11 protein-coding genes are annotated in these 16,132 nt (G+C 46.9%); 7 read left to right on the top strand and 4 right to left on the bottom strand.

Annotated features, from left to right (window positions below):
* Positions 1-2 precede the first annotated feature (2 nt).
* The gene (locus AC0YNZ_RS07360) at positions 3-896 is read right to left on the bottom strand and encodes a helix-turn-helix domain-containing protein (protein ID WP_475825982.1); all 894 of its coding nucleotides are present in this window, start codon (positions 894-896) and stop codon (positions 3-5) included.
* Positions 897-1,594: 698 nt separating this feature from the next.
* Here AC0YNZ_RS07360 and glgB point away from each other — a divergent pair.
* The 5 genes from glgB (at position 1,595) to AC0YNZ_RS07335 (ending at position 9,371) form a co-directional block, all read left to right on the top strand.
* Entirely contained in the window at positions 1,595-3,502 is a 1,908-nt protein-coding gene (gene glgB / locus AC0YNZ_RS07355) for a 1,4-alpha-glucan branching protein GlgB (RefSeq protein ID WP_475825981.1), read from the top strand.
* A gap of 16 nt (positions 3,503-3,518) precedes the next feature.
* A complete protein-coding gene (locus AC0YNZ_RS07350; protein ID WP_110770568.1) occupies positions 3,519-4,685 on the top strand; it encodes a glucose-1-phosphate adenylyltransferase in 1,167 nt (388 codons plus the stop codon).
* Positions 4,682-5,794 carry a glucose-1-phosphate adenylyltransferase subunit GlgD gene (glgD, locus tag AC0YNZ_RS07345; protein ID WP_475825980.1) on the top strand — a complete coding sequence of 371 codons (1,113 nt, stop codon included), beginning with the start codon at positions 4,682-4,684 and terminating at the stop codon, positions 5,792-5,794. Before AC0YNZ_RS07350 ends, glgD begins: the two co-directional genes overlap by 4 nt.
* Positions 5,795-5,940: 146 nt before the next feature.
* Positions 5,941-7,404, top strand: a complete 1,464-nt coding sequence (gene glgA / locus AC0YNZ_RS07340) for a glycogen synthase GlgA (protein ID WP_475825979.1) — start codon at positions 5,941-5,943, stop codon at positions 7,402-7,404.
* Positions 7,386-9,371, top strand: a complete 1,986-nt coding sequence (locus AC0YNZ_RS07335) for a glycoside hydrolase family 15 protein (protein ID WP_475825978.1) — start codon at positions 7,386-7,388, stop codon at positions 9,369-9,371. The genes glgA and AC0YNZ_RS07335 overlap by 19 nt, the downstream gene beginning before the upstream one ends.
* Before the next feature lie 326 nt (positions 9,372-9,697).
* On the opposite strand, the gene AC0YNZ_RS07330 is transcribed toward AC0YNZ_RS07335, so the two are convergent.
* Positions 9,698-10,543 (bottom strand): MurR/RpiR family transcriptional regulator, encoded by an 846-nt coding sequence (locus tag AC0YNZ_RS07330; RefSeq protein WP_475825977.1) that lies wholly within the window; start codon positions 10,541-10,543, stop codon positions 9,698-9,700.
* A gap of 131 nt (positions 10,544-10,674) precedes the next feature.
* Between AC0YNZ_RS07330 and gnd the strand changes: the two genes are divergently transcribed.
* Positions 10,675-11,571, top strand: coding sequence for a phosphogluconate dehydrogenase (NAD(+)-dependent, decarboxylating) (gnd, locus tag AC0YNZ_RS07325; protein ID WP_475825976.1), 897 nt, complete (start codon positions 10,675-10,677; stop codon positions 11,569-11,571).
* Between the two features lie 104 nt (positions 11,572-11,675).
* On the top strand, positions 11,676-13,214 hold the full coding sequence (gene gntK, locus AC0YNZ_RS07320; protein WP_475825975.1) for a gluconokinase: 1,539 nt from the start codon (positions 11,676-11,678) through the stop codon (positions 13,212-13,214).
* 56 nt (positions 13,215-13,270) lie between these two features.
* Here gntK and AC0YNZ_RS07315 read toward each other — a convergent pair whose 3' ends face one another.
* Entirely contained in the window at positions 13,271-15,139 is a 1,869-nt protein-coding gene (locus AC0YNZ_RS07315) for a squalene cyclase (protein ID WP_475825974.1), read from the bottom strand.
* A gap of 105 nt (positions 15,140-15,244) precedes the next feature.
* Complete coding sequence (locus AC0YNZ_RS07310; RefSeq protein WP_475825973.1) at positions 15,245-16,129, bottom strand: LysR family transcriptional regulator; 885 nt, start codon at positions 16,127-16,129, stop codon at positions 15,245-15,247.
* Positions 16,130-16,132: the final 3 nt, after the last annotated feature.

Below are 16,132 nucleotides of genomic sequence, written 5' to 3'. Positions count from 1 at the left end.
ACTTATTTTCTAACTTCCGACCATATATCATGAACATCAACCTGAAGCTCCGAAGCGATCAGCTCTGCTGTGAGTCTTTGGGGCTTCAATATTTTTCCGTTGCGAAGCTTGGAGATCGTTTGAACCGAAATGCCGGTTGAAGCAGATAAATGACCGGCCGTTATGTCTCTTTTGGCCATCCATATCCGCAGCTTCATCGACGCTTCGGCTTTGTCGTTTACGGGACTTAGATCCCAGATGACAAATGCAAATTCCAATACTTCTCCGAATCCGTCGATAATAGGCGTAAACGTTACGGACAGCTCAAGCTCGATGCCGCTCAGTTTATTTGTTTTAAGCTTAAAGCAGCTCTCTTTTTTCGACAAATAGGCCTGCTTTAGTACTTTCTTCATGGGTCCATACTCTGTATCGGAAATGAATTGCAGCAGCGTTTCGTTTTTCATATTTCGGTCTGCTTCGAATAACAGCGGAGCCGGTCCGGCTCTCAATAAACGAACGCGCTGGTGGCTGTCAACGATGCCGCTAATCAACACTTTGTTTATCTCCGCTTGCTGCTCAATCCACTTGTAGGGAGTCAGATCCTCAAAAATGATGAAGGCCCGATTGGAATCATCCTTGCTGCTTTTTGGCAATGGCTGTTGATCGATCCGTACGGATATTGGGCGCTTCTGCTTCGTATATAGGATGACTTCGCTTTTAAACACCTGCCTTGAAGCGTCAATCTTATATTTTTGGAGTAAATTACTGCTTGGCTTGGATTGCAGCTCCTTAAGTGTGTAGCCCGATAACCGTAGAAAGGCATGGTTCGCATCATCGATTTGCACTTCGTGGTCACTTTGGCTCATTAGAAGCATAGGCTGATCCATCATTTGATAAATTTTGCGGTAAACCGACAATACATGACACTCCTCTGAAATCCATTCAACTTCCAACAAATAAGTAAAAGTATAAAATAGCCGTTGAAGACAAACAAGCCCATGATTTTGACATTTTCGTTGCAAATCGAATGAACTTTTGAGTTTAATTAATTAAACTCGGTAGCTTAATTCGGATATAGAACGTGCAAATAGTGTCTATTTTGGTCTAAATCGCCCGAAATTAACGTTTATGAGACTTTATTCTAATTCAGTTTCCCTATAATATGATAGCAGACATTTGCATTGAGCAGGTATGAGCAAATAGGCAAACACACATGGGAGATACTGACATATGAACTATTGCAGCATTGAAAATTGTATGAAGCCGATTAAAGCCAAGGATTTGTGCGCGATGCACCATCAGCGATTGCTGCGTCACGGGGATCCTCATACCATAAGACCTCATCGAGTTAAACAAGTCTCGAATTGCAAATGGGTGAATTGTCCTAAATTATCAATTACGAAAGGTTATTGTGCCAAGCATTATTACATTCAACGAGTCATTGGCGCATGTCAGATTCATGTTACTTGATATGACATGGAATAAATTAACCTGTCGAAATCTATGAAAAAGACTGTGTTTTTTTTCAACAAACCATGTATAATGTGGTTAAAGTGATTCTGGCTCAGCTGACTTTGACTCGTCATTGATCATCCAAGAAAGGGTGAAACCGCGTATGGTTCAAAAGGCACCTAACGGCTTATCACACAAGGATTTATATTTGTTTAACGAAGGAAGTTCCTACCACAGCTACCGTTTCATGGGTGCGCACCTGATCCAAATGGGCGGTATTGACGGAGTTCGGTTTACAGTGTGGGCACCGAATGCAGCAAAAGTTCATGTTATCGGCGGTTTCAATAATTGGGACGGAAAGCGTCATCTGATGAAACGGATCGATTCCACAGGCATTTTTTCCTTATTCGTTGCGAATATCGTTGAAGGTGAATTGTACAAGTACGAGATCGTTACGCCCGAAGGAAACATCATCCGGAAAGCCGACCCGTATGCGTTTTACGCAGAGCGGCGGCCTGGAACGGCATCCATCGTAACTGACATAAACGGTTATGAATGGGGCGATGCCGACTGGCAGGAGAAGAAGCGCGAGCTTCCGGCTTACACCAATCCGCTGCTTATTTATGAGGTTCATGCAGGCTCTTGGAAAATCAAAGGTAAAGAAGATTTTTATACCTATGAAGAATTAGCAGATACCCTGATTCCTTATACAGCGGAAATGGGCTATACGCATATTGAGCTAATGCCAATTGCTGAGCATCCGCTAGATCAATCTTGGGGCTACCAAATAACGGGTTTCTATGGCGTCACGAGCCGGTACGGCACGCCGAAACAATTGATGAGATTTGTTGACAAATGTCATCAGTACGGAATCGGTGTTATTTTGGACTGGGTGCCCGGCCATTTCTGCAAGGACGATCACGGCCTGCGTCTTTTTGACGGGACGCCGATTTTCGAGGGCGCTGATATTAATCGGGCCGAGAAGCCGCTCTGGGGCACGCTTTCCTTCGATTTTGGCAAAAACGAGATCAATAGCTTTCTTATTTCCAATGCGTTATATTGGATGGACATGTATCATATCGACGGCTTGCGTGTTGATGCTGTCGCTAGCATGATTAATTTACATATGGATAAACCGCCAGAAATGCACACTTACAACCACCTCGGCGGCCCTGACAACTTAGATGCGCTCCGCTTCATTAAGAAGCTCAATGAAACAGTGTTTCATTATTACCCCGATACACTAATGCTTGCTGAAGATTCTTCCGCATGGCCAGGTGTCACAGCACCAACCTATCAAGGCGGTCTCGGATTTAATTTTAAATGGAATATGGGCTGGATGAACGATATGCTGCGCTATATGGCGCTAGACCCGTACGATCGCCCGCACCACCATCATCTCATCACATTTTCACTCCTTTATGCTTTTTCTGAAAACTATGTTTTACCTCTATCTCATGATGAAGTTGTACACGGAAAACGCTCTCTATTAAACAAAATGCCTGGCAGCTATGAAGAAAAATTCGCGCAATTGCGGTTGTTTTACGGATTTTGGATGTCCCATCCCGGCAAGAAATTGTTATTTATGGGCAGTGAATGGGGTCAGTTTGACGAATGGAAAGATGCCGATATGCTGGACTGGATGGTACTCGATTACGATTCGCATCAGCATATGCACCATTATGTGAGAACGCTCAATCACATGTATTTAAACCAGCCCTCGCTATGGGAGCGGGACAGTGAACCAGATTGCTTCGAATGGATCGATGTTCATAATGCGGCTCAATCAGTCATTTCCTTTATCCGCCGCGGAAAGTCGGATTTTTCGGTAATAGTTGCTAATTTTTCAAGAAACGACTACCAGCAATTTCGTATCGGTGTTCCAGAGCCAGGTTCTTATCGCTCTTTCATAAATAGTAACGACAAGCAATTTGGCGGAACGGAAACACAAACAAAGCTTTGCTACAGCAGTGAAAACGTTGCTTGGCACGGTCACGATCAAAGCATTTTGATTCATTTACCACCCCTTACGTTCCAGTATTTTGCATTAGAACCAAGGGTCAAACATTGAGAGGGAGTTGGTGTCCATGGGCCGAAAAGAAATGATAGCCATGCTGCTCGCAGGAGGCGAAGGTAAAAGGCTAGGCGTACTTACTAAAGATTTAGCAAAGCCAGCTGTCTATTTTGGTGGTAAATACAGAATTATTGATTTTACTTTGAGTAATTGCGCGCACTCGGGCATTGATACAGTAGGCGTTCTAACGCAATATCAGCCGCTCGAGCTCAACCGTTATCTTGGCATTGGCAGTCCATGGGGGCTTGACCGCCGCGATGGGGGCATGACTATTTTGCCGCCTTATATGAAGCAAAAGGGTGGCGTCTGGTACAAGGGAACGGCGAATGCGATTTACCAAAATATGTCCTTCATTGAACCTTATAATCCAGAATATGTTCTTATTATTTCCGGTGATCACATCTATAAAATGGATTACGAGCTCATGCTCGATCATCATAAGCGCTCTGGCGCTGACGTGACGATCGCTGGCATCGAGGTGGACTGGAAAGAGGCCAGCCGCTTTGGCGTTATGCACATCGACGATGAGGATCGTATAACCGCGTTCGAAGAAAAACCGAAAAATCCGACAAGCAATATCGCATCTATGGGCGTTTATATTTTCACATGGTCCGAGCTTCAAAAGTATTTGATCTATGATGAGGCAAGCCGCACCTCCAACCATGATTTCGGCAAGGATATTATTCCTGCCATGATGAGAGACGGCAAACGACTTCACTCATATCCGTTCAAGGGATATTGGAAGGATGTCGGTACGATCGAAAGCTTATGGGAAGCGAACATGGATCTGATTGCGGAGGAGCCGCCGCTTGAGCTTGCGGATTCCGATTGGCGCATTTACTCGGTCAGCCCTAATCAGCCTGCTCAGCATATCGGGGCTACGGCAGAAGTATCCGCTTCTTTAATCACGGAAGGCTGCAAGATTGAAGGCATCGTTGACCGGTCTGTATTGTTCTATGGCGTTAAAGTCGAAAAAAATTCATTGATATCCGAGTCTGTCATCATGCCTAATGTACGCATAGGTGAAGGCGCGCGCATATATAGAGCTATAATTGGTGAAGGGGCAGTCATCGAAGCGGGTGTTACAATCGGAAGCCCGGATGATAGTGCCATTACGGTCATTGCTGTTGACCAATTCGTGACAAACGATCATTTGCTGCAGGAGGTTGAGCACTCATGAAGCATAAAGTCATGGGAGTCATAAATTTAATTCATGAGACTGATGAGCTTGAACGATTAACGGCGGGCCGCTGCCTTGCTACTGTTCCCTTTGGCGCACGTTACCGCTTAATCGATTTTGTATTATCAAGCATGGTTAATTCGGGCATCTCGAAGGTAGCGGTATTCGCGCATACGAAATATCGCTCGCTTATGGACCATCTGGGATCGGGTAAGCATTGGGATTTGCAGCATCGCCAAAGCGGATTGTTCGTTCTTCCGCCAGCGACTGATGATATCCAAGAGATCAGCCGCGGGGATCTGTATCATTTCTATCAGCAGCGCGATTATTTTAACCGCTCACCGTTAGAATATGTGGTTATTACTCGCAGCCACATGGTGTGCAACGTCGATTTTGAAAAGGTCATACAATTCCATTTGGATCGGGAAGCCGATATTACGGTCGTATGCAAGCAGCAGCAGGATTTGCTGTCAGGCAAAGCCCGTAAGGTGAAGCTGAACGAGGATGGCCGGGTTACCGCCATTCAAGATCATTACGGCCGCATGTCCAGCGATATCAGCTCTATGGAAATGTACGTTATGCGCAAGGACTTACTCATGGAGCTAGTAGAAACTTCGCTTGCTCAAGGTCAGGATCATCTGGTTCGCCATGCGATACTGTCTAGACTCGACAAGTTGAAAGTTTATGGATATATGTATGAAGGTTATTTGGGCGTTGTAAATACGCTGACCAGCTATTACCGCAATAATATGAATTTGCTCGACTCCGACGTATGGTCGGAGCTCTTCTACCAGCCGGGACCGATTTTTACGAAGGTCAAGGATGAACCGCCGGCTCGTTATTTAGTTGGCTCCAAAGTAACGAATTCGCTTATTGCAAACGGCTGCCGCATTGAAGGCACCGTTATCAACAGCATATTGTTCCGCGGTGTGCACGTTCAGAAGGGTGCCATCGTTAGTAATAGCATCGTTATGCAAAATGGGGTTATCGGCGAGAACAGCTTTTTGCAGCACAGCATTTTGGATAAAGATGTTCGCGTAGAAGCGGACCGCGATATCCGGGGAGCAGCAAGTGCTCCTTTCTTAGCCGGAAAACGAAAAATTATTTAATTCGATGTTGTCATGTAAGCCAAAATCCAAAAAAACAGTGAGTTTGTGCCGCGAAACAAGCGCTTTAACGCAATAGGAAGTCGAAAGCAATTTCCAATTGGGTTGATGCAAGCGCTCATGCGGCGTCAATAAGGAAGGAGAATCCTATGAACATTTTGTTCGCAACCTCTGAGGCGGTTCCACTTGCGAAGACTGGAGGGCTTGCCGACGTTGCAGGGGCGCTCCCTAAGGCGCTGAATAAGCGGGGCGTTGATACCAGAGTCGTATTGCCAAAATATGAAGAAATTCCTGCTTCGCTCATCGGGCAGTTCGAGCAAATCACTCATTTTACCGTATCGTTTGGCTGGCGCAACCAATACTGCGGATTATTGAGGGCTGAGCTTGACGGAGTTACTTATTATTTAATCGATAACGAGTTTTATTTTAGGAGAAAAGGGCTTTATGGTTACGGGGATGATGCGGAACGGTTCGTATTCTTCTGCTTTGCAGTGATGGAAGCTGTACGTTACATGGATTTCCATCCTGACATCGTTCATTGCCATGATTGGCAAACCGGGCTTATTCCGTTCCTCCTGAAGACGAAATACTACCACGATCCGGCTTGGGCTTACACCAAATCGGTATTTACAATTCATAATTTGAAATACCAAGGCTTGTTCGGCATCGACCATATGAAGGATTTGCTTGGCGTAGGCGATGAGTTTTTTCTATCCGACAGCTTGGGATTTTACGGTGCCGGGAGCTGCATGAAGGGCGGTCTCGCTTATGCTGACAAACTGACGACGGTCAGCGCCACTTACGCCGAAGAAATTCAAACTGAATACTTTGGCGAGCGGATGGATCCGCTGCTTCGTTACCGTTCATGGGACTTGACCGGAATTGTGAACGGCATCGACGATGAATTGTTTGATCCAATGAATGACAGCGCGATAGCGGTGCCTTATCGAAGCTCGCTCAGCCGCAAGCGGAAAAATAAAGTGGAGCTGCAGCGTGAGCTGGGACTTCCACAATCCGAGGACATACCGCTGATTGGTATCGTAACCCGACTGGTCGAACAGAAGGGCATAGATCTTATTGCGGCTACCTTTGAGGAGCTGCTTGAAGAGGACGTTCAATTTGTTGTGTTAGGCGCCGGTGAAGGGCGCTATGAGCATTTTTTCAATGATGCGGCTTATCGTCATCCCGATAAGGTTGCAGTATGGATAGGCTATGATGATGGGCTGGCCCGCCGCATATATGCTGGCTCGGACATGTTTGCGATGCCGTCGCAGTTCGAGCCTTGCGGTCTCAGTCAACTTCTTGCGTTGCGCTACCTTTCCGTCCCGATTGTTCGAGAGACTGGGGGACTAAAGGACACGGTACAAGCCTATAACGAATATACTGGCGAAGGTAATGGCTTCAGCTTCACGAATTACAATGCGCACGATTATATGCATACCGTACGCAGAGCGTTAGCGCTATATCGTAATGAGGAAGTCTGGAAGCAAATCGTGAGTAACGGTGAACAAGAGGATTATAGCTGGAGCCGTTCCGCAAAAGCCTATATATCCGTTTACTCTCAACTTGTACCGCATCGAAAGGAGAAAGAGCCATGGCCCGTCACCTCGTAATCGGCAACGGAAAAATGCTCCTTAACTTGGATCAACACTGTTATATTCGGGATATTTATTATCCGTTTGTTGGACAGCTAAATCATGTGGGCGGACAGTATTGTCGCTTGGGTTTGTGGGTGGAAGGTGCTTTTACCTGGCTGGATGAGCCGGAGTGGAAGTTTGATCTGGATTATATCGAGGATTCCTTAGTAACGAATATTACTGCTAAGCATCATGGTTTAGGCATTGAGCTTCACATGAACGACGGGATTCATCAACGCGAGTGCATTTACATTAAGCGGGTTGTCATCCGGAATAAAACAAACGATGCGAGAGAAATTCGCTTGTTTTTCCATCAGGATTTGATGATCGATGGTACGGAGGTTGGCGATACCGCCGTCTATTATCCGGAAAACCATACACTTTATCATTACAAGCGGAATAATTATTTCATGTTCAACGGCTTCTCGGATGAAGGCGGAATGACCCAGTATTCGACAGGCATCAAAAGGTTTCAATCCGCAGAGGGGACCTGGCGAGATGCGGAAGATGGCGTACTCATGGGCAATTCTATTGCCCAAGGCTCCGTTGACAGTACGATCAGCTTCCGTACGATCGTTCCGCCAAACGGCGATAAAACGATTTACTATTGGATGTCAATCGGCGAGAACCTCGAAGAAGTAAAAGAGCTGAATCAATATGTGCAAGAGAACCATCCGGAGAAGCTGCTCAGCCGAGTCGTCATTTACTGGAAGCATTGGCTTCGCCGCGCAGAAACCAATCTTGGCGACCTGCCGTATGATGTTGTGAAGATGTTTAAGCAAAGCTTGCTGCTCGTTCGAACGCAGGTCGATGAGCGCGGGGCCATATTAGCTGCGAATGATACCGATATTTTACAGTACAATCGCGACCATTACAGCTATATGTGGCCGCGTGACGGCGCTCTTATTGCTGACGCGATGTCTATGGCGGGATATCAGAGCGTCATCGCTCCATTCTTCCATTTTTGCGCGCAAGCCTTATCCCCTGAAGGTTATTTGTATCACAAATACAATCCGGACGGAACGGTAGGATCCAGCTGGCATCCTTATATCGTGCAGGGCAGCAGACGATTGCCTATTCAAGAGGATGAGACGGCGCTAGTGCTGTTCGCCTTATGGAAGGATTACTCGAGAAATCAAGTTATCGAGCTGCCGCAGTCGTTATACAGCAACTTAATTCGGAAAGCTGCAACTTTTTTGAGCTCATATATGGAGCATTCCTTGTCGCTTCCGAAGCCGAGCTACGACTTGTGGGAGGAACGTTACGGGATTTGGACCTATACGGCAGCTTCCGTATACGGCGGTTTGATGGCAGCCTCTTTTTTTACGGATCTATTTGGAGATTACGAACGCAGCGATCATTACAAAAGCACGGCTCAAGCTATCAAACACGGTATTATTACTCATCTGTGGGATGAGGAAACCGGCCGGTTCGCGCGAGGCCTTATTCAGAAAGACAATCGTTGGGTAAAGGATATGACGCTAGAGAGCAGTTTGTTCGGCGTTCTTGAATTTGGCGTGCTTCCCGTTGATGATTACCGTGTCGTACAGACGATGCTGGCGATTAAGGAAGGGCTGCAAGTCAAAACTCATATTGGAGGCATCGCTCGTTATACGAACGATTATTACTTCCAGCAATCCGGTGAAATCGATAAGGTACCGGGCAACCCGTGGATTATTTGTACGCTTTGGGTAGCCAACTTTGAGATAGATTCAGCTAAGACGCTTGAAGAGCTCGAAGGACCTCGCAATACGCTGCAATGGGTGTCTGATCATGCGCTCAAAAGCGGATTGCTGCCAGAGCAGCTTAATCCATACGACGGCTCACCATTATCCGTAGCTCCGCTTACCTGGTCACATGCAACTGTCGTACACAGCGTTAGCAAATATGCTGAGAAATATAAGCGTCTAAAAAGTAAAGCCGAGTCAAGCGGACTGCAGTAGCAGCAATAGCTAATAACCGCTTTGAAATAAATAGGAAGAACCCGCATGCCATAATCGGAGTGCGGGTTCTTCCTATTTATTTGCTTATGTAAGAAATAAAACGTACGACTCATAATAACTAAATGAATATTGAGCATAAATAATAAAAAATTTTTCGAAAAATTATATTGATTTGAGAAAATTTTTTTCATATAATTGAAATGCTTGCGCAGCGATTTAACCTTAACAAAATAGGAGGGCCCAGATATCTTTGTTTAGAAGATAAAAAAGGTGCGCCATTGACATACAGTCATAGGTTCACCTTGCATCCTTCAATGATTTGCGGATTAAATTCGCGTTTCGGAAATAGCTTCACGTACTTTATCGAGTGATGTTTTTGCTTTATCTTTGTTGATGATCATGACATTCACATACAGGGCATCAATTAAGCTGAGCTGACCGATTCTCGATGCAAGAGCTTCTGACCGGTACTCGGTTTCATCTGAGCTGGTGTGGAGCGATACATCCGCATGCTGGCTGATTGGCGATTTTGGAAAACCGGTTATGGCAATTGTTTTGGCACCGTTAGCGCTTGCAGTCTGGAGAATACGAATCGTATCTTTGTTCGTGCCGGAGTGGGAAATGACGACTGCGACATCCTCCTTAGTAAGCTGTGCCGCAGACATGAGCTGGAAATGCGCATCCGTAAACGCGAAAGCCTGTTTTCCCGAACGGATGAATTTATGAAACGCATCCATCGCAATAACGCCGGAGCCGCCTATGCCATAAAAATGAACGCGGTTTGCAGCTGCAATAAAGGAAACCGCTTTGCCAAAGTCTTCGCCATCAAGAATTTGAAAAGTATTTTCCAGCGTGCGTATATTGGATTTAAATACTTTTTCGGCAATTGCTTTCTCATTGTCATTCTCGTTTATTTCTTCATAAATTTGTTGGATAGGCGACATGATTTCAGAGGCGAGCGCGATTTTCATCGCTTGATAGCCTTTATAACCGATATGCTTGCAAAATCGAAAAACGGTTGCTTCTGCGACATTTAGATCATCCGCAACCTCATTGATCGTGCTATGAATAATTTTTTCGGGATTATTTAATATGTAGGTAGCGATTTTCTTTTCTTTTTCGCTGAATCTAGCATAATAAGAACGAATTTTTCCAAGCATGTTCTGCACCATAATAGTTGCTTCCCCTCGCGTAGTAGCTTATTTCATGAGAAGTATAACATAAACGGCAAGTCGATCATACATCATACATTCGCGCTTACGAAGATCGCTTAGCGCAAAAAAAAATTAGGAGATGAATAACGATGCAAATTGGAATTATTGGTTTAGGTAAAATGGGTTATAATTTGATGCTTAACGTAATGGAACATAACCACAAAACAGTCGTATATGACGTGAATACAGATGCGGTCGCAAAAGCAGTGGAGGAAGGGGCTCAAGGCGCTGCTTCCATTCAGCAATTGGTTAACACCTTGCAGGCTCCTCGCGTCATTTGGATGATGGTGCCGGCAGGAGAGCTGACCGATTCGGTTATTGAACAGGTAAGAGGCTGGCTTGAGGCTGGAGATATTTTGATAGATGGCGGAAATTCAAACTATAAAGAATCGATTAGACGGGCTGATCAGCTTGCGGAACAGGGCGTTCATTTCCTGGATGTCGGCACAAGCGGAGGAACATCAGGAGCAAGATCCGGCGCTTGTACGATGATTGGAGGCAATAAAGCGGCATTTGATTCGGTAGAGCAGCTGTTCTCCGACATTTGCGTAAAGGACGGTTATTTGCATGCCGGAGATAGCGGCAGCGGACATTTTCTAAAGATGGTTCATAACGGGGTTGAATATGGCATGATGCAGGCGATTGCCGAAGGCTTCGAGCTGCTGGAAAAAAGCGATTTCGACTTTGATTTTGAGAAGGTCGCACGGGTATGGAACAACGGGTCGGTCATTCGGTCGTGGCTGATGGAGTTAACGGAAAACGCGTTTACGAAGGATGCCCGTTTGGATGGCCTAAAGGGTATCATGCATTCCTCAGGAGAAGGGAAATGGACACTTGAAACAGCGTTGGATCTGCAAACAGCCACACCTGTTATCGCTTTGTCGCTTCTGATGAGATACCGCTCCCTGGAGGAAAATACGTTCTCGGGCAAAGTCGTTGCAGCGCTGCGCAATGAGTTCGGCGGCCATAGCGTAGTAAGCTCTTAATACTGCTGATTGAATAATTGCCGGAAGAACGGTATTGTAATAATGGCAGGTGGACGAGTAGGATGCTGGCTGTTGGAAGGGCAAATGCAAAGGGAGGTAAAGAGATGAATATGAAATATGTTATCGGTGTTGATATTGGAACGACGAGCACGAAGTCGGTGCTCTTTACGGTAAAGGGTGAAATTGTGGCAAGCCATGGCATGGAATACCCGCTTCACTCACCATCCCCGGCTATTGCGGAGCAGGATCCGGACCAAATTTTTAATGCGGTGCTGGGTACAATCGGTCAAACGATTACAAAGAGCAACGTTCAGCCTCAGGATATTTTGTGCGTTTCCTTCAGCTCAGCTATGCATAGTGTAATTGCCGTGGACCATTCAGGCACGCCGCTGACGAAATGCATTACGTGGGCAGACAATCGCAGTATCGAATGGACGAATAAAATAAAGAATGAATGGAACGGCCATGAGATTTATTTGCGTACAGGCACGCCGATCCACCCGATGTCTCCACTATCGAAGCTCACATGGCTGCGTCATGACCATAAGGAACTGTTTGACCGTACTTACAAATTTATTTCGATCAAAGAATACGTATTTTTCAAGCTATTCGGCCGTTATGTAATCGATTATTCCATCGCTTCCGCGACAGGTATGTTTCATTTGGAAAATTTGAAATGGGACGAGGAAGCATTAAGAGTAGCCGGAGTTACGGCAGACCGGTTGTCCGAGCTTGTTCCTACTACGTATAAGCTGGAAGGCTTGGAAGAGAGCTATGCGAAGCAAATGAATTTGCTTCCGTCCACACCGTTCGTAGTTGGAGCAAGTGACGGCGTGCTGTCCAATCTTGGCGTGAACGCAATCGAGCCGGGTGTAGTAGCGGTTACCATCGGCACAAGCGGAGCTATCCGGGCGGTGACGGACAAGCCGGTAACGGATCCGAAGGGCAGAATTTTTTGCTATGCGCTGACGGAGAACCACTGGGTGATCGGCGGACCGGTAAATAACGGGGGCATGATCTTTAGATGGGTTCGTGATCAGATCGGTACGGAAGAGATCGCCTCTGCTAAGCGGCTTGGCATCGATCCCTATGAACTGCTTACGGAGCTTGCCGCGAAGGCGAAGCCGGGCTCGGAAGGGCTTATTTTCCATCCGTATCTATCCGGCGAGCGCGCTCCGCTCTGGGATGCGAATGCGCGGGGCTCTTATTTCGGACTCGGGCTTCACCACAAGAAGGAGCATCTCATTCGCGCGGCGTTAGAGGGTGTTATTTATAATTTGTACAGCGTGCTAATGGCGCTTGAGGAATTAACAGGCAAGCCGACGAAAATTCAAGCGACAGGCGGCTTTGCAAGATCGGAGCTATGGCGCCAGATGATGGCTGATATTTTCGATCAGGAGCTGCATGTACCGGAAAGTATCGAAAGCTCATGTTTAGGAGCGGTCATTCTTGGATTGTACAGCTTAGGAGAGGTTGATTCGCTAGATGTCGTATCCGACATGGTAGGGGGATCGCATTTTCATTTGCCGAACAAGCAAAACGCCGAAATCTATTCCGAGCTGATGCGGATTTATATCCGTGTTTCTCGCTTGCTGACTGAGGAATATGCCAACATTGCTGCTTTTCAGCAAAAATGGGTATAGTTTAATAGAAAAACAGCCGGGGAAGCCGGCTGTTTTTTTTGTACGTGCGGTCGATATCACGAGCCGTATTTCTTCAATATAGCCGATAAGGTGAGCAAGGGCCATACATAGTTATTGCTTGGATAGTGGACGTATATGCTGCCCGGAAGGCCGGCTCCTGTAGGATAGGTATAGATCCAATCCCGTCGTTCGAGCGAGTGGAGGAGTGCGTTTACCCCTCTCTCCAGCGCAGAAGTTGGTTTTTCGTATGCGGCGGTAAGCGCATCGAGCGCCCATGCAGTCTGGGAAGGGGTGCTGGCATGGAGCGGCACGTAGCGCTTTACTTTATCGCTAAGACATGATTCTCCCCAGCCTCCGTCATCATTTTGGATGTCTAGAAGCCATTTAACTCCCTTCTTAATGGCGGGATGGTCTGCAGGAACGCCCACTGCCGTCATTCCTTGAATGGCAGCGCCTGTGCCGTGGATGTAAGCTATTCCCCAGCGTCCGTACCAGCTGCCATTTCTTGTTTGCTGCGACAGCACCCATTGCACGCTGTCATCGAGCCATTGATGGCCGATGGTCATGTCGAGCTCATTGCCCAGAAAGCTGAGAACACGCCCTGTCAGGTCAACCGTCGAAGGGTCTGTCGAGATGTCTTCTGAGCCTTCGAACGTAAAAAAGCTTGCCGGCAGCTGCTTTCCTTCTCGTTCGAAAGCAGGCCAGCCGCGATCATCGTTGCGCATTGCTAATACCCAGTTTAGACCTCTTTGCCAACTGGCGTATAATCCATTTACGTTCGATATATAGGGACGAATGGCACGCAGTGCGGCGGCGCTGTCGTCGACGTCAGGATACAGCGTATTGACGTCGGAGAAGCCCCAGCCGCCCGCTGGCGTATTCTGCAATCGGATCGCCCAGTCGCCTAGACGGTTTTGCTGCCTGTTTATCAAATAAGCGCCTGCTCTTTCCAGAGCGTTGTGACTGGGCGGTATTCCCGCTTCCCTCAGAGCATAGCTAATCATAGCTGTATCCCATACTTCAGAGGACGCCACTTGAAGATGCGGCCGATCGATGCAAATGATTGAATAAATTCCAGTCAATAATCGATTAATAGCGGATGATTGAGGGGAATAGTCAAGTGCAAGCAAAGCTAAAATCATCAAAATCGTCGCTGTTGAAAAGGTAAGCAGCGTGCCGTTAGGCTCCAGGCGCTCAAACATAAATGCTTCAGCCTGGTCGTATGCGGCTTTGGGGCTGGATAGCAGCAGGCTGGACAAAGGCAAGCTTGATATAAATTCGTTCAAAGCCGATATCCAGGTGGAATCATTCGTGAATGCGCGTGAGCTGCCAACGAATAAATCGGATAAATTAGGCATCGTCGCCGGTCTGCTCACAAATTGCTTGTTAGCCATAATTAAAGTAGGCACAAGATGAACGCGCGCATGACCGGATATTGAGAACAGGTCCAAACCGATTCCAAGATCCGAGAAGAAGGCTTCGAGCGGAATACGCAATAACCTGGGCCATTCGGCTTGGCCCGTAGCGGCGAAGATGACTTGAGTGAGCAGGTTTTTTGCTTCGGATAGTCCTCCAAGGTACAGAATGAACTGCTTCGCCATTAACATGCGCGGATCTGCCGCATGATAGTAGCCCGCATACAGCAGTGCGAAATAGGCCTCGGCAGTCGCCTCCAAATTACCCTCCGACTCGTCCGGATATACCTTCCATGCACCGTTAGCCTCTTGCTTGGAGGCTATTCGCGCAGCAAGCAAATGAATCAAGTGCTCATCCGCTCTACCAAGCAGGCGAAGTAAAATGATAAGATAGCTATCCGTCATCGTTCCTGAATCAAAACACATCCGCCATGCGCCGTCATGCGACTGCGTCCGGAGCAGATCGGCGGTCATTTCATCTATCCGTGCACGGATTCGGTTCATATCCATTAGGCGCGTTCATCCTTTGCAACCGTAGTTGCTCTATTTATATGCGCTAGGAAGCGTCGAAAGTCGGGTTCGCAGCATTTGCAGCGCCAAATTGGAAAATACATCCTAGTCGGCGGCCGTTAACAGCCTCTGAGTAAACGTATTAACGGCCATCGTAACCGCCGCTTCCTTATGGCGAATAATTGAAAAATTGCGCTCAAAGCGCTCCTTATTCAGACGCAATTCGCATAATTCACCTGATTCCAGCTCTCTTCGGACGATCCAGCGTGAGAGCATCGCTATGCCTAAGCCGGACACTACCGCTTCTTTAACGCTTTGGCTGCTATTGAAAACGTAAGAGCGTTTTGGGGTCAGACTAGCATCCCGCATGAATTGATCACTGAAGGCGCGTGTACCGGAACCGCTTTCTCTCAGCACCCACACTTGATTTTGAAGCATTTCGGCGTCTAAAATGCGTTCCGTTGAAAGTGGGCTAGCCGATGGGGCGATTAGAATCATTTCATCCTTCATATAGGGTGTAATAACCAAGTCCGCTGCATTGGTTTCTCCTTCTATAAGTCCTACATCCAGTTCGTTTGATCGAACCGCTTGTACAATCTCCTCCGTATTTCCAATTGTGACCTGCATGGCAACGAGCGGGTATTGGGCAGCAAATTCAGCGAGCCGTCGAGGAAGCACATATTCGCCTATCGTAAAGCTCGCACCGATTTGAATGGCTCCTGTTACTTTATCCTGCAGCATATGAATGTCTTGTTTGGCTTCCTCGTATAAGGACAAAATTTGCTTCGCTTTTTGATACATCACATCGCCGGCTTCGGTAAGCCGGACCTGCTTAGGAGAACGGTGCAGCAGCTTTGCGCCAAGCTCGTTCTCCAGGTTTCGGATATGCAGGCTCACGCCGGGCTGGGAAATATTCAATAAATCTGCTGCTCTTGAAAAATGACTTTGCTCCGTTACGGTAACGAAGACACGTAATGCCTCGATTATCATTAA

The organism is Paenibacillus sp. J2L1-98 (assembly GCF_056269405.1).
Note: the sequence above shows the minus strand (reverse complement) of the source record. Positions and strands in the feature narration are given on the sequence as shown.